Genomic DNA, 19347 nt, shown 5'->3' with positions numbered 1-19347 from the left:
CAGGAAAACTGTCCGCATTGCAATCAAAATTCTAAAATCAGAAACCTATCCCGCTTATGAAAGTGAATTTCTTTATTGACAGGCCGGTATTCTCGGCTGTCATCTCTATATTGATCGTCATTGTGGGTATCATCGGCTTGATGATGCTTCCTATCGACCAATACCCTCAGATTACGCCACCCGTGGTGAAGATATCGGCATCTTATCCTGGTGCTAGTGCTGTCACCGTGTCGCAGGCTGTCGCTACTCCTATCGAACAGGAACTGAATGGTACGCCTGGTATGTTATACATGGAGTCCAGCAGTTCCAATACGGGTAGTTTTTCGGCTACTGTTACTTTCGATATCTCGGCTGATCCCGACTTGGCGGCTGTCGAAATACAGAACCGTATCAAACTGGCCGAATCACGTCTGCCTGCCGAGGTGGTACAGAATGGCATCGAAGTGGATAAGCAAGCTCCCAGTCAGCTGATGACCCTCTGCTTGACGTCGAATGATCCCAAGTTCGATGAAATCTACCTGAGTAATTTTGCCACGTTGAATGTGGTGGATCTCTTGCGACGCATCCCTGGTGTGGGCCGTGTGTCTAACATCGGAAGTCGCTACTACGCCATGCAGATATGGGTAGATCCCGCTCGTTTGGCCAATTACGGACTGACGGTGAAGGATGTTCAGGATGCCCTGAAAGATCAGAACCGTGAATCTGCGGCCGGTGTCCTTGGTCAGCAGCCCGTTGAGGGACTTGATATCACTATTCCCATCACCGCGCAGGGACGTTTGTCTTCAGCCGCACAATTCGAGGAGATTGTGCTCCGTGCCAATGCTGACGGCTCGCTGATACGGATGCGTGATGTAGCCCGCGTTTCGCTCGAAGCGCAGTCTTATAACACTGAGAGTGGTATCAATGCTGGTAATGCCGCTGTGTTAGGCGTTTATATGTTGCCTGGAGCCAATGCCATGGAGGTGGCTGAGAACGTCAAGAAAACCATGAAGGAAATCAGCGCCAACTTCCCTGAGGGATTGGAGTATGAGATACCGTTCGATATGACGACCTACATCAATGAGTCCATCCACGAGGTGTACAAGACGCTGTTCGAAGCATTGATACTGGTTATCATCGTAGTTTACCTGTCGTTACAGAGTTGGCGTGCCACCATCATACCTGTGGTAGCAGTACCCATTTCACTTATTGGTACCTTTGGTTTCATGCTCATTTTCGGATTCTCGCTCAATATGCTGACCTTGCTTGGTCTTGTGTTGGCTATCGGTATCGTGGTGGACGACGCCATCGTAGTGGTGGAGAATGTAGAGCGTATTATGGAAGAAGAACACCTCAGTCCTTACGAGGCTACGAAGAAGGCTATGGACGGACTGGTTGGCGCTATTATCGCCACGTCGCTCGTGCTGGCGGCCGTGTTTGTGCCAGTGAGCTTCCTGCCGGGCATTACGGGGCAGCTTTATCGCCAGTTTACGGTGACCATCGTGGTATCCGTGCTGTTGTCTACGGTAGTGGCCCTCACGCTGAGCCCCGTAATGTGTTCGCTCATCCTGCGTCCTGAAGATCCCAACAAACCGAAGAATCGAGTGTTCGCCTTCATCAACAAATGGTTGGCCATTGGCAATACGAAATACGTCAAGCTAATAGGTCGCACCGTGAAACATCCGCGTCGCATCGCTATGTACTTCTGCCTGGGTCTGCTGTGTATTTTCATCCTGCATCGCTTTACGCCTACCAGTTTCTTGCCTGTAGAGGATCAGGGATATTTCACTGTTGAGTTGGAAATGCCTGAGAGTACCACGTTGGAGCGCACCCGCAAGGTGACCGACCGTGCCATTGACTTCCTGATGAAGCAGCCTGCTGTAGAATACGTACAAAATGTTACAGGTTCCAGTCCCCGTGTAGGTACCAGTCAGGCACGTAGCCAGCTGACCGTTATCCTGAAGCCTTGGGACGAACGAGATAATACAACCATCGACGAGGTGATGGAGACTGTACGTCGTGAGATTAGTGAATATCCTGAATGTAAAGTCTATTTGTCTACACCGCCAGTTATCCCTGGTCTGGGTACGTCGGGCGGTTTTGAGATGCAACTGGAGGCACGTGGTGAGGCTACTTTTGATGACCTGGTGCGCGCTACGGACACATTGATGTATTATGCTTCACAGTGTAAGGAAATTGAAGGATTGTCGTCCTCGCTCCAGGCTGAGATTCCCCAGCTCTATTTTGATGTGGATCGCGATAAGGTGAAACTTTCAGGCGTGCCGATGGCTGATGTTTTCTCGACGATGAAAGCTTATACGGGTTCGGTTTATGTGAACGACTTTAATATGTTCAACCGCGTCTATCGTGTCTATTTGCAGGCTGAAGCTCCTTATCGTGAGCATCGCGACAATATCGGTCTTTATTTCGTACGTGGTAGCGATGGCGACATGATTCCGCTTACGTCGCTCGGAACGACGGAGTATACTACCGGTCCGGGAAGCATCAAGCGATTCAATATGTTCAATGCTTCTGTTATTCGTGGTACGGCTGCCAATGGTGCTAGCTCCGGACAGGTGATGGAATTGCTGGAGCGTATTGCTCGCGAGCACTTGCCCGACAATATCGGGGTAGAATGGAGTGGCTTGTCTTATCAGGAAAAACAGGCCGGGGGACAAACCGGACTTATCTTGGGATTGGTATTCCTCTTCGTCTTCCTCTTCCTGGCTGCTCTGTACGAGAGCTGGAGCGTGCCTATCGCTGTACTCATCTCTCTGCCCATTGCTGTATTGGGTGCTTATGCCGGTATTTCGGTCTGTGGGCTGGAGAACGACACCTACTTCCAGATCGGTCTGGTAATGCTCATCGGTCTGGCTGCCAAGAATGCCATCTTGATTGTTGAATTCGCCAAGGACGAGGTGGACCGCGGTAGCGACATTGTTGAAGCTGCACTCCATGCCGCTCACTTGCGCTTCAGACCCATCCTGATGACATCGTTGGCCTTTATCCTCGGTATGCTTCCGATGGTCATTGCTACCGGTCCGGGTTCAGCCAGCCGTCAGGCTATCGGTACGGGCGTATTCTTTGGAATGATTGTGGCCGTTACTGTCGGTATTTTGCTGGTGCCCTTCTTCTTCGTGATGATCTACAAGATGAAGCACAAGATGCGTGCCCCCAAATTGAATCTGCAAACCTTTAAAAAGAAGAAATGATGATGAAACGTACGATATATCCTATCTGCCTGCTGGCCGTACTGATGGTATTGGCCGGATGCCAGCTGGGCAAACACTATACCCGTCCTGACTTGGACCTGCCCACGACGCTGGGCAGCCAGACGGCCGACGATTCGGCTTCGCTGGCCGATATGGCTTGGGAAGAACTCTACACCGACACTCTGCTGCAGGGGCTTATCCGCAAGACACTGGAGTATAACAAGGATATGCAGATGGCTGCCGCCCGCGTTAAGGAGCTGGCTGCACTGAAGCGTATCGACGTGGCCAACATGTTCCCGCAGATTGGTGCCAAGGTTTACCTCGAACCCGAGCGCGAAAACTACGGAGGCAACAACCCTAAGAACAGCGATGAATTCGGTATCAAGGCGTCGGCTACGTGGGAGCTCGACTTGTGGGGTAATTTACGTTGGGCACGCGACAAGAGCCTGGCCGACTTCATGGGCTCCATCGAGAACCGGCGTGCCTTGCAGATGAGTCTTATCGCACAGGTAGCGCAGGCCTACTTCGAGCTGGTGGCGCTGGACAACGAGCTGGCCATCGTGCGTCAGACCGTCGAAGCCCGCCGCGAGAGCCTTCACCTGGTCCGTCTGCGCCGTGAAGCCGGACTTATCTCCGAAATTCCCCTCCGCCAGGCGCAGGTGGAATTGGCCAAGACCGTGACCCTCGTGCCCGACCTCGAACGCAAGATTACGCTCAAGGAAAACGAACTGGCCTTCCTGACGGGCGAATATCCCCATGCCATCGCCCGTGCCAGCCAGGCGGCCGACGTGCAGTTGCCCGATGCCCTGCCCGTAGGCATGCCTAGTACGCTGCTGGAGCGCCGCCCCGACGTACGCCAGGCCGAGCAGGCACTTATTGCCGCCAATGCCCAGGTGGGTATGGCCTTCACCGCCCTCTTCCCCCGCATCGCACTTACGGCTACGGCAGGAAGCGAGAGCGGCGAGCTGGGTGACATCCTGAAGTCGCCCTACCACCTCTTCTCGGCCAACCTGCTGCAACCCATATTCGCCATGGGCAAGAACCGTGCCATGCTCAAGGCCAAGAAGGCTGCTTTCGAGGGAGCCACGCATGCCTACGAGAAGGCTGTGCTCAGCGCCTTCAAGGATGCCTACAACGCCATTACGGAGTTCAACAAGATAAAGGACATCTACGATACCCGCCTCCGGCTGGAGCAGGCGGCCAAGACGACGCTCGAACTGGCCCAGCTGCAGTACGTCAACGGTGCCATCGGCTACATCGACCTGCTCGACGCGCAGCGTACCTACTTCGACGCCCAGCTCAGCCTGAGCTATGCCGTACGCGACAAGCGCATCACGATGGTCAATCTCTACAAAGCTCTTGGCGGAGGCTGGGAGTAGGAGACGTTGTTCTTTTTATCTCCGGAATCATATAAGTCGCCACGGTTGCTGACATGCAGCTGTGGTGGCTTATTTTTTTTACGCAGCTGTTTCCTTGTCTGTACATGAGGCCGAATTTCTAACGGTGGAGAGTATGTTGATTTTATTTACATATTGACGAGCGCGTATATATAACCTCAAAAATCTAAAATTTTAAACCCTTCCCATTGCCTTGGCCGCCAGCCATGCGATGAGGCCCGTTGCCGTGGCGAGCGCCAGCAGGTTGAAGAGGAAGAACGTGAGTAGGCACTTCGCCGTGGTCTTGCTCCAGCCCTCGCGGTAGACGACGTGCATCGACACGAGCTGGTAGGTCAGCAGGGCGAGGGGCGTGAGGAAGATGATGGTGTCTTCCACGCCGTTGGTGAAGACATCGCTGTAGCGGTCCACGTTGAAGTGCCACAGCAAGATGGCAGCGGGCGCGACGAGCAGCACAAGCAGGAGACTGCTCAGGTGCGTGGCGTGGGCAAAGTGCTCCATGTAGCGGCGGCTGCGGTAGAAGAGCTTGAACAGCAGCGCCTGCACGGGCAGGAGGAACATCAGGAACAGGGGCGTCCACTTGGACAGCTGGCCGAGGACGAACGAGGCCGTGGCCTGCTGGTGCAGTTGGTCAGTTTGGTCGAGGCGCGTCATCCAGTCGTACGTGTCGGTCGTGATACGGCCCGTTACCGTGTCGATGGGCAGGTCCAGGTAGAACCGCTCTTCTTCGTCGGGCGTGCCCAAGCGTGCCGTGCGGCGCAGGACGCTGACCTCGGTCTGCGTCTCCTCGTGGACGGCGGTGCGCGTCAGGCACGAGTCGAAGAGCAAGCGGGGCAGGGTAACGAGGTTCAGTTCGTCGCCGCGGTCCTCGTAGTGCAGGCGGACGAGACTGTCGGCGTGCTGGGCTCCGCGGGCGTCGAGCACTTGGAGCAGCGTCTCAGTGTTGTAGGCATAAACCGTCGTGTCCGGGAGGGCGACGTCGGCACGGTTCAGGATGTTCATCACCGTGTCCGGTATCTGCTCGCCGGCTATGGACAGCAGTGCGCGGTCCGTGGCGCGTCCGGCAGCCATGAAGAACAGGGTAAAAAAGACGACGGAGATGCACATGTATAGTCGGAAGGGGTGCACGTAGGAGTTGATCTTACCGTCGTTGAACTCGTTAGTTAGGAAGCCCGGTCGGGTGAACATCAGTCGCAGCGTCATCCATATCTTGCCGTCGAACTGGTAGACGTTCTCGAAATACTGACGGATGTATTTCCAGATGGGCTGGTGGATGTCGAGGGCGTATTGGCCGCACTGGTGGCAGTACATGCCCTTCAGGCGGGTGCCACAGTTCATGCAGTGGGTGTAGCCGGGGCGGGTGTGGCGGCGGATGCGTCGCAGGCGCATGGCCTCGATGTTTCGCCGGATGCGGAGTTGTCGTTGTCGGAGTGTTTCTATGAGTTTCATTACTTAATTCTTCATTATTCATTGTTCATTCAAATTGCCTCTGCTTCTGTTGCCAACAGCCACAACAACAGTGCGGCGGCCAGCAGCGACGCGATGGCGGTGAACAGTACGTAGAACAGCACCGCCTTCATCGTGGTCTTGCCCCAGCCCTGGCGGTAAACCGTGCGGAAGGACATGAGCAGATAGAGGAACATGACGACGGGGAAACCGACGAGGGTGATGCGCAGGGAGTTCAGCTGCGCCGTGTTCAGTGTCTGTCCGGCTGCCATCAGGTCGTCGAGCCCGTAGGCGAAGAGCGGCACCAGCGGGATGCAGATCAGGATGAGGAAGACGGTGTTCAGGTGGATGGCGTGGACGAAGTGCCACATGTAGGGCATCTGCTTACGACGGTAGAACAGATTCAGCAGGGCTGCAAACAGCGGCAGAAGGAACATCATGTAGAAGGGTGTCCACTTGGACAGGCCGCCCACGAGGTCGTTGACGAATAGTTGCTTCTGCAGTTCGTCCGTCTCGGCGTCCTTCTTCACCTCGTCCGTCCAGAGCCAGACCCGCTGCGGGCGCAGCACGAGGCTGTCTCTGCCTTCGGCCGTCTGCATGTAGGTGCTGTCCACGTGGAAGGTTCGGATGGCGGCCACGTTGTCCGGACCGTAGTCACGTCCGTCTATCCAGTTTTCGATATTCAGGTTCTTCAGGGCACGCGATTTTCGGATGAAGTCCCAGTCCTCCGGCAGGATATCGGTCTGCTTGAAGCAGGAGTCCGCCAGCAGGCGTGGCAGGGTGGTGCGCGACAGTCCATAGGGATTGTCGATGGGTTGGTAGCGCACCAGGCTGTCGGCTCTCTCCATACCGAAGCGTAGCTTGAGGGTCTTCACCAGTCGTGGCGCTTGGTAGAGGTAGATAGTGGTATCGGCTCCGGCGGCAGGCGTTCCGAGCTGTTCCACGATGCTGCGGCGCAACCGTCCGTCGTTCAGCGCGTTGAAATCGTTCGCCCGTTCGCCCACCAGCATGAAGAACACGGCGAAGAACACCACGGAGATGCACATGTACAGGCGGAAGGGATGGACGTAGGAGTTGATTTTGCCCGCGTTGAATTCGGCAGTCAGGAAGCCGGGGCGGGTGAAGAGGTACCACAGGGTGCGCCATATTTTGGTGTCGAACTGGTAGACATTCTCGAAGTACTGGCGCACGTACTTCCAGAAAGGCTGTTCCACGTCGAGTGCATATTGGCCGCAGCGGTAGCAGTACATACCTTCAAGCGGCGTACCGCAGTTTTTGCAATGAGAGTATTTCGGCGTTTTTTTCTGGCGTATCCGCTTCAGGCGGAGCAGTTCTATCTTACGACGCACGCGTCGGGAGCGGGCTTTCCAGCGTTCTTTCCAGTCTTGTAGCATAAGGCGTGTGTTTGTTATTCGGCGGCAAAAATATAAAAAATGTGATAGTTGCTTAGGTTTTACTTAAAAAAGTTATGTAGTCTACGGGAAAAAAGCGAAATTTGCACCACCTTTAGACGGTAAAGTATATTCACCTTTAAACAAATAGTACAATATGACTAAAAGTGCATTGCAAATCGCAAGGGCTGCTTACCAGCCCAAGTTGCCCAAGGCGTTGAAAGGACATGTGAAAGCTGTAGCTGGCGAGGCTACCCAGTCGGTTGCCGACCAGGAGGCTATCCAGAAGCTGTTCCCCAACACCTACGGCATGCCGCTCATCAAGTTCGAAACTTCTGCCGAGGCTGTTTCATTCCCTGTAATGAACGTAGGCGTTATCCTTTCTGGTGGTCAGGCTCCTGGCGGACACAACGTCATCTCTGGTCTGTTCGACGGTATCAAGAAGCTGAACCCCGAAAACAAGCTCTACGGCTTCATCCTTGGTCCTGGTGGCTTGGTTGACCACAACTACATGGAGTTGACGGCCGACATTATCGACGAGTACCGCAATACCGGTGGTTTCGACATCATCGGCTCAGGCCGTACGAAACTGGAGAAGGAAGACCAGTTCGAGAAGGGTTATGAAATCCTGAAGGAGCTGGGCATCAAGGCGCTGGTTATCATTGGTGGTGACGACTCCAATACGAACGCCTGCGTATTGGCCGAATACTATGCTGCAAAGAACTACGGCGTACAGGTTATCGGTTGCCCCAAGACCATCGACGGTGACTTGAAGAACGACATGATCGAGACCAGCTTCGGTTTCGACACTGCCTGCAAGACCTACTCTGAAGTAATCGGCAATATCCAGCGCGACTGCAACTCGGCACGCAAATACTGGCACTTCATCAAGCTGATGGGCCGTTCGGCTTCTCACATCGCATTGGAGTGTGCTCTCCAGGTACAGCCTAACATCTGCATCATCTCCGAGGAAGTGGAGGCTAAGGATATGTCACTGGACGACATCGTGACTTACATTGCCAAGGTAGTGGCCGACCGTGCTGCTCAGGGCAACAACTTCGGTACTGTCCTCATCCCTGAAGGTCTGATCGAGTTTATCCCGGCCATGAAGCGACTCATCGCCGAACTGAATGACTTCCTGGCTGCCAACGCCGAAGAGTTCTCTCACATCAAGAAGTCTCACCAGCGTGACTATATCATCAGCAAGCTGTCTCCGGCCAACTCGGCTGTTTATGCCAGCCTGCCCGAAGGCGTAGCCCGTCAGCTGACACTCGACCGCGACCCGCACGGCAACGTACAGGTATCGCTGATCGAAACAGAGAAACTGCTTTCTGAAATGGTTGCTACCAAGCTGGCTGCCTGGAAGGAAGAAGGCAAGTATGTAGGCAAGTTCGCTGCTCAGCACCACTTCTTCGGTTATGAAGGACGTTGCGCCGCTCCGTCGAACTTCGATGCCGACTACTGCTACTCGTTGGGTTATACGGCTGCCGCTCTGATTGGTGAGGGCAAGACTGGCTACATGTCGTCTGTACGCAACACTACAGCTCCTGCCGAAGAGTGGATTGCAGGTGGTGTGCCCATCACGATGATGATGAACATGGAGCGTCGTCATGGCGAAATGAAGCCCGTTATCCAGAAGGCTCTCGTGAAGTTGGACGGTGCGCCCTTCAAGGCTTTCGCCGCACAGCGCGAGCAGTGGGCTATGGAAACAGCTTACGTATATCCGGGTCCTATCCAGTACTTCGGTCCTACGGAAGTTTGCGACCAGCCTACCAAGACATTGCAGCTGGAGCAAGGTAAATAAGCCTATATAATATAAGGTATATATAAGAGATTGCAGGAGCAGTGTGTTCCTGCAATCTTTTTTTGTACCTGTCCGCCCTCTGGACCTGTAATTGCAAGTTATTGGAAAACAGATGTGTAGTAGTTTATTTTTGTTTATCCGAAATAAACTCTCAGTTTAATAGCTTTAAACTGCCAGTTTAATCCGTTTAAACCGTCAGTTTACTCCGTTTAAACTGTCGGTTTAACGCCTTTGTACTGACGGTTCAATGTGGGTGTTATTACAAAATAATCTATTGGGGAAAGATTTTTTCAGATAAATGCTTACCTTTAGGGGCATAAGTGAATCGTATTTTATGTAAAGACATCCCAAATGATTGATTTATGGAAACTGAGAGACTTATACTTCGACGATGGACGGAAGATGATGCAGAATCGCTTTATAAATATGCGCAAAATCCGGCTATAGGTCCAATTGCTGGTTGGCCGCCGCATACGTCAATTGAAAACAGTAGGGAAGTAATACGTGATATCTTTTCTGCTCCGGAAACATATGCTGTAGTGCTGAAGGAAACCAATGAACCGATTGGTAGTGTAGGCATTATGTTTAGTGACGGTTTACACAGTGCAGAGATGGAGGAGGGGGATGCAGAGATTGGATACTGGATCGGTGTTCCTTTTTGGGGGCAGGGGCTTATACCAGAGGCTGTAAATCGTTTGTTAATACGCTGTTTTGATGAACTTGATATCAAAAGGGTTTGGTGTGGTTATTATGACGGAAATATCAAATCGCGTAGAGTGATGGATAAATGTGGTTTTAAATTTCATCATACAGAGGAAGGCAAGACTTCTCCATTGGGAGACATTCGGACGGAACATTTTACATTGTTGACTAAAGAAGAATGGAAAGCAATGAAATCTCCGATGTAGTGTTTTGGGGGACTATAATGTAACTGAACACCAAGAGGCGGTGGGGTATGGGCTAATTAAAAACTTCGTTTTCATTTGCCTATGCGCTTACCTTTCACTATTTTTGTTGCACGAAAATAGGATGCGGCTCAGCAATAAAAATAAGCGGGCTTATTTTGTATTGCTTTCGCCTTTCGCTATTTTTGCACAATCAATCAAACTTGAAACAATCATTTTATCAATAGACACATATATGCAGGAAAAAATCATCATTCTCGATTTCGGATCGCAGACTACGCAGCTCATCGGCCGCCGCATCCGCGAACTGAATGTTTACTGTGAGATTGTGCCCTACAACAAGTTCCCGCAAGGCGACGACAGTGTGAAGGGAGTCATCCTCTCGGGCAGCCCGTTCTCCGTTTACGACGAGAGCGCTTTCAAGGTGGACTTGAGCCAGCTGCGCGGCAAGTATCCCATTCTGGGTATCTGCTACGGCGCCCAGTTCATCTCGTACAGCAACGGCGGTAAGGTTGAACCGGCTGGTACACGCGAATACGGACGTGCCCACCTCAGCACCTTCGACAAGAGCAACGTGCTCTTCAAGGACGTGCGCGAGAATACGCAGGTGTGGATGAGCCACGGCGATACCATCACGGCTATCCCCGACAACTTCCGCGTCATCGCTTCGACCGACAAGGTGAAAATCGCTGCCTATCAGGCCGAGGGCGAAAAGATGTGGGGCGTACAGTTCCATCCCGAAGTGTTCCATAGCGAGGATGGTACGCAGATGCTGAAGAATTTCGTAGTCGACGTCTGTGGCTGCAGCCAGAGCTGGAGTGCCGCTTCGTTTGTCGATACGACCGTAGCTGAGCTGAAGGCACAGGTAGGCAACGATCGCGTCATTCTGGGCTTGAGCGGCGGTGTAGACTCGTCGGTAGCTGCCGTATTGCTCCATCGGGCCATCGGCAAGAACCTGACGTGTATCTTCGTGGACCACGGTCTGCTGCGCAAGAACGAGTTCAAGAACGTGATGCACGACTACGAGTGTCTGGGACTGAACGTCATCGGTGTAGACGCCAGCGAGAAGTTCTTCAAGGACCTGGAGGGCGTGACCGACCCCGAACAGAAGCGTAAGATCATCGGTCGTGACTTTGTGGAAGTGTTCAACGCCGAAGCACATAAGATAACCGATGCCAAATGGCTGGCACAGGGTACTATCTATCCTGACCGCATCGAGAGCCTGAACATTACCGGCAAGACCATCAAGAGCCATCACAACGTGGGCGGCCTGCCCGAAGAGATGCACTTGCAGCTCTGCGAGCCGCTGAAGTGGCTGTTCAAGGACGAAGTGCGCCGCGTGGGCCGTCAGCTGGGCATTCCCGATCACCTCATCAGCCGTCATCCTTTCCCCGGTCCGGGTCTGGCCGTGCGTATCCTGGGTGACATTACCCGCGAGAAGGTACGCATCTTGCAGGACGCCGACGATATCTTCATCCAAGGTCTGCGCGACTGGAAGGTGACCGATGAAAAAGGCAATGAAACCACGCTCTACCATCAGGTATGGCAGGCAGGCGTCATCCTGCTTCCTGTCCAGTCCGTTGGTGTGATGGGCGACGAACGTACCTACGAACGTGCCGTGGCTCTGCGTGCCGTGACATCTACCGATGCCATGACCGCCGACTGGGCACACTTGCCTTACGAGTTTCTGGCCAAGGTTTCGAATGACATCATCAATAAGGTGAAGGGTGTGAACCGCGTCACCTATGATATCTCCTCGAAGCCACCTTCGACTATCGAATGGGAATAAACCTTAGGTAATAATATTTTTTAAATAGAGAAAGCACAGGCATCACGGGCTGTTCGGAAACATCCGCATCCCTGCGTTGTCTGTGCTTTTTTATAGATTGATTATACAATGAAGAATAGACTTTATTTAGGGGCCTGTGTCTTTCTGCTGTTGATGCTGGGAATGGCCGTGTGCAATGCACAAAACAAGGATTTTGCGAATCTGAAACGTTATGCTGAAAGCAATCGCGTGTTGCAGCAGGAACAAAGTGGTACAGTCAAAGGTAGGGTAGTCTTTATGGGAAACTCCATTACGGAAGGATGGGTGCGGACAGATGGCCAGTTCTTCGAGGAGAACGGATACGTAGGACGTGGCATCAGCGGACAAACCTCCTATCAGTTCCTGTTGCGTTTCCGTGAGGACGTTATTAAACTGAAACCTGAAGTAGTAGTTATCAATGCTGGTACGAACGATGTAGCCGAAAATACAGGGCCTTATGTGGAGGAATATACATTTGGAAATATTGTCTCGATGGTAGAGTTGGCACGTGCCAATGATATCAAGGTTGTTCTGACTTCCGTATTACCGGCTGCTGCGTTTGGTTGGAACAAGACCATTACAGACGCTCCTCAGAAGATTGCCGCACTGAACAAACGTATTGCTGCCTATGCGGCCGAACAGGGCTTGCCTTATGTAGATTACTATCATGCTTTGTTGGCAGATGACGGACATTCGCTTGATGCTGCTTATTCGAAAGATGGTGTGCATCCTACACTGGACGGCTATCGTGTAATGGAACCTTTAGTCAAAAAAGTAGTGGCAGAGGTGCTGGGCAACGGTTCAGGTAAATAACTTTTCGGCTGCTGGAATGACGATTTCTCCGCGGTGCAGTTCCAGCAGCCCCTTGTCCTGCATGCTGTTCAAGGCTTTTGATACCCCGTTGCGCGTGTCGTTTACGATGGTGGCCAGGTCCTCCATCTTTATCTTCAGCGATTTGGGGCCTTGCAGCCGTTTCAGATGCGTGCGTATGAAATAGCGGATGCGTGCCTCCACATCTCCGGCCGCAGGCTGCCAGACGCTCTTGTTGAGGAACTGCAGCTGGCTGCTGATGATGTTCAGGTAGTTGAGCCGGAAGATGTCATACTTCAGCAGGTCGTTCAGGATGGATGTCTTGTCGATGCTGATGCTGTTTACCGGGGTGGTGGCTGTATATTTGGCCGAGTAGGTGGTATAGAGTCCGAACAGCGACTGGGGTTCTATCAGATAAGGGGCCTCAAAGTATTCGGTCAGGCTGTAGAGCCTGTCTGTCGAGGTGGTGGTCATGGCTACGCTCCCGTTGAGGATGAATATCAGCTTGTCGCACGGCATACTTTCTTGTGCGAGGATCTCTCCAGCCTTTTGCTTGGCGAAATGCAGTTTCACTTTTTCCAGGATGCTGGTGAAGTCCTCCATGGCCAGTCCTTGGAACAGGGGAAGTTGCAGCAGTGTATCGAAGATTGTTGTCATAGGGGTCCCTTTCCATTTGAAACAAAAATAATCATTATTGGCGGCTGCGTCTTTATTATCACTTCCCCATTTTGTTTTTTTATTATTTCTTAAAAGTGCTATTCACTCTGCTTTATGCTATCGGTTTTTCCAGAAGCTGGGGTAGAAAAGCAGCAGCACGCAGTATATCTCAAGACGGCCTACCAGCATGAGGAACGCTGATATCCACTTGGCGGCTTCGGGCAGGGCATTCCATGAGTAGGCCGGGCTGTAGTGGCCGATGGCGATACCCGTATTGCCGATGCTCGACACGACTACGCCGAATGCGTCGCTGAACTCTACGCCCAGTATCATCAGGGCCAGCCAGCCCGTCATGATAAGGACTAAGTAGAGGAATACGAAGAAGGCTACGGCCAGCACCGTGTTGGACGCGATGGTCTGCCGATTGATGCGTATCGGCAGGATGGCGTTGGGGTGGAGCATGCGTCGGAAGCAGCCGCGTATGCCTTTGGCCATCATCTGCAAACGCACGGCTTTGATGCCGCCGGCCGTGGAGCCGGTGCAGCCGCCTGCCAGCATGGCGAAGATGAGCAGCACCCACGTGAACGGCGGCCACGAGCTGTAGTCCTCGGTGGAGAGGCCGCAGGAGGAGTGGACGGTGGTCACCTGGAACAATGCCTTGCGGAAGGCTTCTTCCGTGCCGTAGCCGTTTCCTATCACTAGAGCGGCGGTGCAGGCCACGGTGAGGATGACGACCGACCAAAGGTACCAGCGGGTCTCTTCGTCGTGCCATATCTTGGAGACCTTGCCCTTGGCGGCGAGGAAGATGAGGCTGAAGTTGAGGCCGCCTATAATCATGAAGATGGAGATGATGTATTCGATGAAGGGCGAATTCCAGTAGGCCACGCTGGCCTGCCTGGTGGAATAGCCGCCGGTGGCGATGGTGGCGAACGAATGGCAGACGGCGTCAAACCAGTTCATTCCTCCCACACGGAGCAGTACGGCGGCCAGCAGCGTGATAAGCAGATAGACTCCCCAGATCTGTTTTATCATGATGCTGATTTTGGGATGTAGCTTGTTTTGGGTCACACCGGTGGCTTCGGCCGAGAATAGTTGTACATTGCCTTCGTTGAAGATGGGCAGGAGGACAAGCGCGAAACTTACGATACCCAAGCCGCCTATCAGGTTGGTGAGGTTACGCCAAAAAAGGATACCGTGTGGCTGGCTGTCGATGTTGTCCATGATGGTGGCTCCTGTGGTGGTGAAGCCCGACATGGTCTCGAAGAAGGCATTGGTGATGCTGTCCACGCTTCCGCTGAGATAGAAGGGCAACATACCGAAGGCGGAAAACAGTACCCAGGCCAAGCTGGCGATGCAGTAGCCGTCACGTTTGTTCATTCTGCGTTCAGCGCCGCGGCTCAGTAAAATCAGGATAATGCTGACAAGGGTATTGATGCCTGCCGTTTGCAGGAAGGTGAATGCTTCTTTTTCCTGATAGTACCACGACACCAGTGCGCAAATCAGGAACATGATGGCTTCCAAAAACAGCAAGATGCCCAGCACGCGTGCGATGATTTTTTTGTTGATGAGGCTGTGCTTTCGCTTCGATTGGTTGTACAATGTCTCAGTATTAAACCCTTCCATGATTATTGATGTATATAGAAAATATCTTTTGTCGTTAAGTGAACCTTGTTTGGCAGGACAAAAATAAGCTTGTATGGTGAATAAAACAACTTTTTGCTGTGAAAATGAGTGAGAGCCTACACGACCCTTTTGATGAAAGACGGCGGAAGTGGCTTTTAAATGAAAGAGCCATGCGGGGGGCTATATCATTCTTCCCGTAGGTCTGGTGTGTCTTTCTGTTTCGTCTCTGTACTTTGGTAGTTCTCCGTCTGTTCCGAGGTTTCGCTTTCAGGATTGTTCTCTTCCTCGTCCGCTTCGTCGGCGAAGGGGTCGGGACGTTGTGGCCCGTACTTCATGAAACCTACAGCACACAGCATGCCTGCTATGGCTCCGCCCATATGCCCTTCCCATGAAGTAGTAACCTTGGCAAACTGGGGGAACATATTCCAAACCAGTCCACCATAGAGGAACGTGATCAATAGCGAGAGGGCAATGAGAGGTACGTGTTTGCGGAAAATACCGCTGAAGAATAAAAAGAAGGCTAGGCCATAGATGAGTCCGCTGGATCCGATGTGCCATCCACTTTTGCCGAAAAGAAAGGTGAAAACGCCACCGCCAATCCATATTAAGAAAAAAATATATGGGGCGATACCACGATAGAAATAAAACAGACACCAGGACAAGAAGAGCAGTGGAAGTGTGTTGGCGGCCAGATGCTTGAAACTGCTGTGTACAAGCGGATGGGCAAAGATGCCGAAAAGTCCTCGTTTTTCCATAGGATAGATCCCCAGTCGTGTGAAATCCCAATCCATTCCTACTTCTAAAATCTTTAACATATACAGAACAAACAGAAAGAAGAGAGGGATTACGGCTGCCAGGAAAATTCTTTGTATATCTCGTTTCATAAGTTGTTCAAATAGCTTTTTGATAAGTGTCATGTGCTAATTGGATGCAATACTACGATTATTTGCTCGAAAAGCGAAAAAAAAAGCTTTTTTTATTTTTGGTGTATACATTAATTTGTATTTTTGGGCATTGCTACAGATAGCTGTAGCGCATAGTGAACCTGAGTTTTTAACCTTTAATTTAAATAATGCACAACTATGAGTTATTTACGATTTGACAAGACGCTGATGATTAATTTGGAGGAGTCGCTCCCTCGTGAGATACTCCGTACAAATAAATCTGGCGCCTATCATTGTACAACGATTGTGGATTGTAACACACGCAAATATCATGGTCTGTTGGTAATCCCGGTTCCCAACCTGGATGATGAGAATCATGTGTTACTCTCTTCTTTGGATGAGACGGTAATTCAGCATGGTGCAGAGTTTAACCTGGGATTGCACAAGTATCAGGGCAATCATTTCAGTCCCAACGGACATAAATATATCCGTGAGTTCGACTGCGAGCACGTCCCGGCTACAACCTACCGTGTGGGAGGCGTTATCCTCCGTAAGGAAAAGATTTTTGTACACCATGAGAACCGCATTCTGATACGTTACACGCTGGTCGATGCCCATTCGGCCACGACATTGCGTTTCCGGCCGTTCCTGGCTTTCCGCAGCGTGCGCGAGTACACGCACGAGAATCCCCAGGCAAGCCGTGAGTACCAGCTGGTGGAGAATGGCATCAAGACGTGCATGTATCCCGGCTATCCCGAACTGTTCATGCAGCTGAACAAGAAAAATGAATTCCACTTCCAGCCCGACTGGTATCGGGGCATTGAATATCCGAAGGAGCAGGAACGTGGTTACGATTTCAACGAGGATTTGTATGTGCCTGGTTATTTTGAAGTGGATATCAAGAAAGGCGAGAGCATTGTCTTTTCTGCCGGTATCTCTGAAACGGATACCCGTAAACTGAAACAGGTGTTCGAAACGGAAGTGGCAGACCGCACTCCGCGCGACAGTTTCTTCCACTGCCTGAAGAACTCAGCTCATCAGTTCCACAACAAACAGGGAGGCGAGCATTATATACTGGCAGGTTATCCATGGTTCAAATGCCGTGCCCGTGACTTGTTCATTGCTTTACCTGGTCTGACGTTGGCTATCGACGAACAGGATGAATTCGAGGATGTGATGAAGACGGCCGAAAAGGCATTGCGTCAATATATGAATGGGGAAACCTATACGTATAAGATTTATGAAATGGAACATCCTGATGTCCTGTTATGGGCAATCTGGACGTTGCAACAATATGCGAAGTTTACTTCACGTGATCGTTGCCGTCAGATGTACGGCCAGCTTTTGGAAGATTTGTTGGAATACATTCGTGGTCGTAAGCATGACAACCTGTTCCTGCATGACAACGGTCTGCTTTATACCAACGGCACGGAACATCCAGTAACTTGGATGAATTCTACAGCCAATGGTCGGCCAGTGGTACCACGTACAGGATATGTCGTCGAGATCAATGCCCTTTGGTACAATGCGTTGCGCTTCGTTGCCGATATGGTTCGCGAAGGTGGAAATGAGGCGTTGGCTAATGTGCTCGACGAACAGGCTGAACTGACAGGAAAATCGTTTGTTGAGGTCTTCCGTAATGAATATGGTTATCTGTTCGACTATGTAGACGGTTACATGATGGACTGGAGTGTTCGTCCGAATATGATCTTTACGGTTGCTTTCGATTACTCTCCGTTGGATCGTGTACAGAAACGCCAAGTACTGGATATTGTGACCAAAGAATTGCTCACCCCGAAGGGACTTCGTACGCTGAGCCCCAAGAGTGGCGGATACAATCCGAATTATGTAGGTCCTCAGATGCAGCGTGACTATGCTTATCATCAAGGAACGGCATGGCCTTGGTTGTTGGGCTTCTATATGGAAGCTTATCTGCGCGTTTATAAGTTGAGTGGCATTTCGTTTGTTGAAAGACATCTTATTGGTATGGACGACGAGATGGGACGTCACTGTATCAGCACCTTGCCGGAGTTATTCGACGGTAATCCGCCTTTTGTGGGACGCGGAGCTATTTCGTTTGCCATGAATGTGGCCGAAATCCTGCGTATATTGAGTTTGTTGTATAAGTATGAACAAATACAGAAAGAGGAGGAACGCAAATGAAAGTTTTAATGTTTGGATGGGAATTTCCTCCCAAAATCTATGGTGGTCTGGCAGTTGCTTCTTATGGAATAACCAAGGGATTGAGTTTGCAGGGAGACGTTGAAACGACGTTCTGCATGCCTAAGCCTTCAGGCGATGAAGAACGTTTCCTCAAGATTGTGGGGATGAATCAGGTTCCGGTTGTATGGCGGGATGTGAACTACGATTACCTGAAGTCGCGTCTTTACGGACAGATGACGCCAGAAGAATATTATGCTTATCGTGACCATATTTATGCTGATTTCTCTTATCTGCATGTCAACGACTTGGGATGTATGGAGTTTGCTGGAGGTTATCCGGGCAATCTGCATGAAGAGATCAACAACTTCTCCATTATAGCCGGTGTAGTAGCCCGCAAGGAACAATTCGACATTATCCATGCACACGACTGGCTGACTTATCCGGCTGGTGTACATGCCAAGATGGTGAGTGGACGTCCACTGTGCATCCATGTGCATGCTACGGATTTCGACCGTTCTCGTGGTAAAGTGAATCCGACGGTCTATTCCATTGAGAAGAACGGTATGGACTATGCCGACTGTATCATGTGCGTATCCGAGTTGACTCGCCGTACGGTTATTAATGAATACCATCAGGATCCGCGTAAAGTGTTTGCTATGCACAATGCGGTATATCCTCTTTCTCAGGATTTGCAGGACATCCCACGTCCCGACCATTCAAAAGAGAAGATTGTTACTTTCCTGGGGCGTATCACCATGCAGAAAGGACCGGAATATTTCGTAGAAGCGGCAGCCATGGTTCTGAAACGTACCCGTAACATTCGTTTTGTTATGGCAGGTTCGGGTGATATGCTGAACGCAATGATCAATCTGGCTGCAGAACGTGGTATTGCAGACAGGTTCCATTTCCCGGGTTTCATGAAGGGAAGGCAAGTATATGAAGTTTATAAGAACAGCGACGTCTTTGTGATGCCGTCTGTATCGGAGCCTTTTGGTATTGCTCCGTTGGAGGCAATGCAGTGTGGTACACCTTCCATTATCTCCAAGCAGTCGGGTTGCGGTGAAATCCTGGATAAAGTCATCAAAGTCGACTATTGGGATATCCATGCCATGGCAGATGCCATTTATTCCATCTGTACTAACCAGTCGCTCTTCCATTATCTCCAGGAAGAAGGTAAAAAAGAGGTCGATGGCATTACTTGGGAAAAGGTTGGCTTGCGTATCCGTGCCCTTTATGAGAATGTATTAAGAAACTATGGTAAATAACAAAACA

General features: G+C 51.3%; 13 protein-coding genes. 8 read left to right on the top strand and 5 right to left on the bottom strand.

What is annotated here, in order from left to right; genetic code table 11:
* Window positions 1-56 precede the first annotated feature (56 nt).
* Window positions 57-3191 carry an efflux RND transporter permease subunit gene (locus tag BQ8005_RS09500; protein ID WP_075317876.1) on the top strand — a complete coding sequence of 1045 codons (3135 nt, stop codon included), beginning with the start codon at window positions 57-59 and terminating at the stop codon, window positions 3189-3191.
* A complete protein-coding gene (locus BQ8005_RS09495; protein WP_200806346.1) occupies window positions 3191-4570 on the top strand; it encodes an efflux transporter outer membrane subunit in 1380 nt (459 codons plus the stop codon). The genes BQ8005_RS09500 and BQ8005_RS09495 overlap by 1 nt, the downstream gene beginning before the upstream one ends.
* A gap of 192 nt (window positions 4571-4762) precedes the next feature.
* On the opposite strand, the gene BQ8005_RS09490 is transcribed toward BQ8005_RS09495, so the two are convergent.
* Window positions 4763-6034, bottom strand: a complete 1272-nt coding sequence (locus tag BQ8005_RS09490) for a DUF3667 domain-containing protein (RefSeq protein WP_075317874.1) — start codon at window positions 6032-6034, stop codon at window positions 4763-4765.
* Between the two features lie 29 nt (window positions 6035-6063).
* Entirely contained in the window at window positions 6064-7425 is a 1362-nt protein-coding gene (locus BQ8005_RS09485) for a DUF3667 domain-containing protein (RefSeq protein ID WP_075317873.1), read from the bottom strand.
* A gap of 154 nt (window positions 7426-7579) precedes the next feature.
* Between BQ8005_RS09485 and BQ8005_RS09480 the strand changes: the two genes are divergently transcribed.
* From BQ8005_RS09480 to BQ8005_RS09465, 4 genes are all read left to right on the top strand, one after another.
* Window positions 7580-9226: a diphosphate--fructose-6-phosphate 1-phosphotransferase gene (locus tag BQ8005_RS09480; RefSeq protein ID WP_075317872.1), complete on the top strand. Its 1647-nt coding sequence runs from the start codon at window positions 7580-7582 to the stop codon at window positions 9224-9226.
* 362 nt (window positions 9227-9588) lie between these two features.
* Window positions 9589-10134, top strand: coding sequence for a GNAT family N-acetyltransferase (locus BQ8005_RS09475; protein WP_075317871.1), 546 nt, complete (start codon window positions 9589-9591; stop codon window positions 10132-10134).
* A gap of 232 nt (window positions 10135-10366) precedes the next feature.
* Window positions 10367-11920 (top strand): glutamine-hydrolyzing GMP synthase, encoded by a 1554-nt coding sequence (guaA, locus tag BQ8005_RS09470; protein WP_021846569.1) that lies wholly within the window; start codon window positions 10367-10369, stop codon window positions 11918-11920.
* Between the two features lie 162 nt (window positions 11921-12082).
* Window positions 12083-12751, top strand: coding sequence for an SGNH/GDSL hydrolase family protein (locus tag BQ8005_RS09465; protein ID WP_394334117.1), 669 nt, complete (start codon window positions 12083-12085; stop codon window positions 12749-12751).
* On the opposite strand, the gene BQ8005_RS09460 is transcribed toward BQ8005_RS09465, so the two are convergent.
* From BQ8005_RS09460 to BQ8005_RS09450, 3 genes are all read right to left on the bottom strand, one after another.
* Window positions 12740-13405 (bottom strand): Crp/Fnr family transcriptional regulator, encoded by a 666-nt coding sequence (locus BQ8005_RS09460; protein WP_021846567.1) that lies wholly within the window; start codon window positions 13403-13405, stop codon window positions 12740-12742. The genes BQ8005_RS09465 and BQ8005_RS09460 overlap by 12 nt on opposite strands.
* A 117-nt stretch (window positions 13406-13522) precedes the next feature.
* Window positions 13523-15028: a TrkH family potassium uptake protein gene (locus BQ8005_RS09455; protein ID WP_021846566.1), complete on the bottom strand. Its 1506-nt coding sequence runs from the start codon at window positions 15026-15028 to the stop codon at window positions 13523-13525.
* A 185-nt stretch (window positions 15029-15213) separates the two neighbouring features.
* Complete coding sequence (locus BQ8005_RS09450; RefSeq protein WP_021846565.1) at window positions 15214-15912, bottom strand: rhomboid family intramembrane serine protease; 699 nt, start codon at window positions 15910-15912, stop codon at window positions 15214-15216.
* Window positions 15913-16110: 198 nt separating this feature from the next.
* On the opposite strand from BQ8005_RS09450, the gene BQ8005_RS09445 reads away from it, so the two are divergent.
* Both BQ8005_RS09445 and BQ8005_RS09440 read left to right on the top strand, forming a co-directional pair.
* Window positions 16111-18075: a glycogen debranching enzyme N-terminal domain-containing protein gene (locus tag BQ8005_RS09445; RefSeq protein ID WP_075317869.1), complete on the top strand. Its 1965-nt coding sequence runs from the start codon at window positions 16111-16113 to the stop codon at window positions 18073-18075.
* Window positions 18072-19340 carry a glycosyltransferase family 4 protein gene (locus tag BQ8005_RS09440; protein ID WP_075317868.1) on the top strand — a complete coding sequence of 423 codons (1269 nt, stop codon included), beginning with the start codon at window positions 18072-18074 and terminating at the stop codon, window positions 19338-19340. Before BQ8005_RS09445 ends, BQ8005_RS09440 begins: the two co-directional genes overlap by 4 nt.
* Window positions 19341-19347 lie beyond the last annotated feature (7 nt).

Origin of the sequence: Bacteroides togonis, from assembly GCF_900130135.1 — a bacterium.
Taxonomy (GTDB): domain Bacteria; phylum Bacteroidota; class Bacteroidia; order Bacteroidales; family Bacteroidaceae; genus Bacteroides; species Bacteroides pullorum.
Note: the sequence above shows the minus strand (reverse complement) of the source record. Positions and strands in the feature narration are given on the sequence as shown.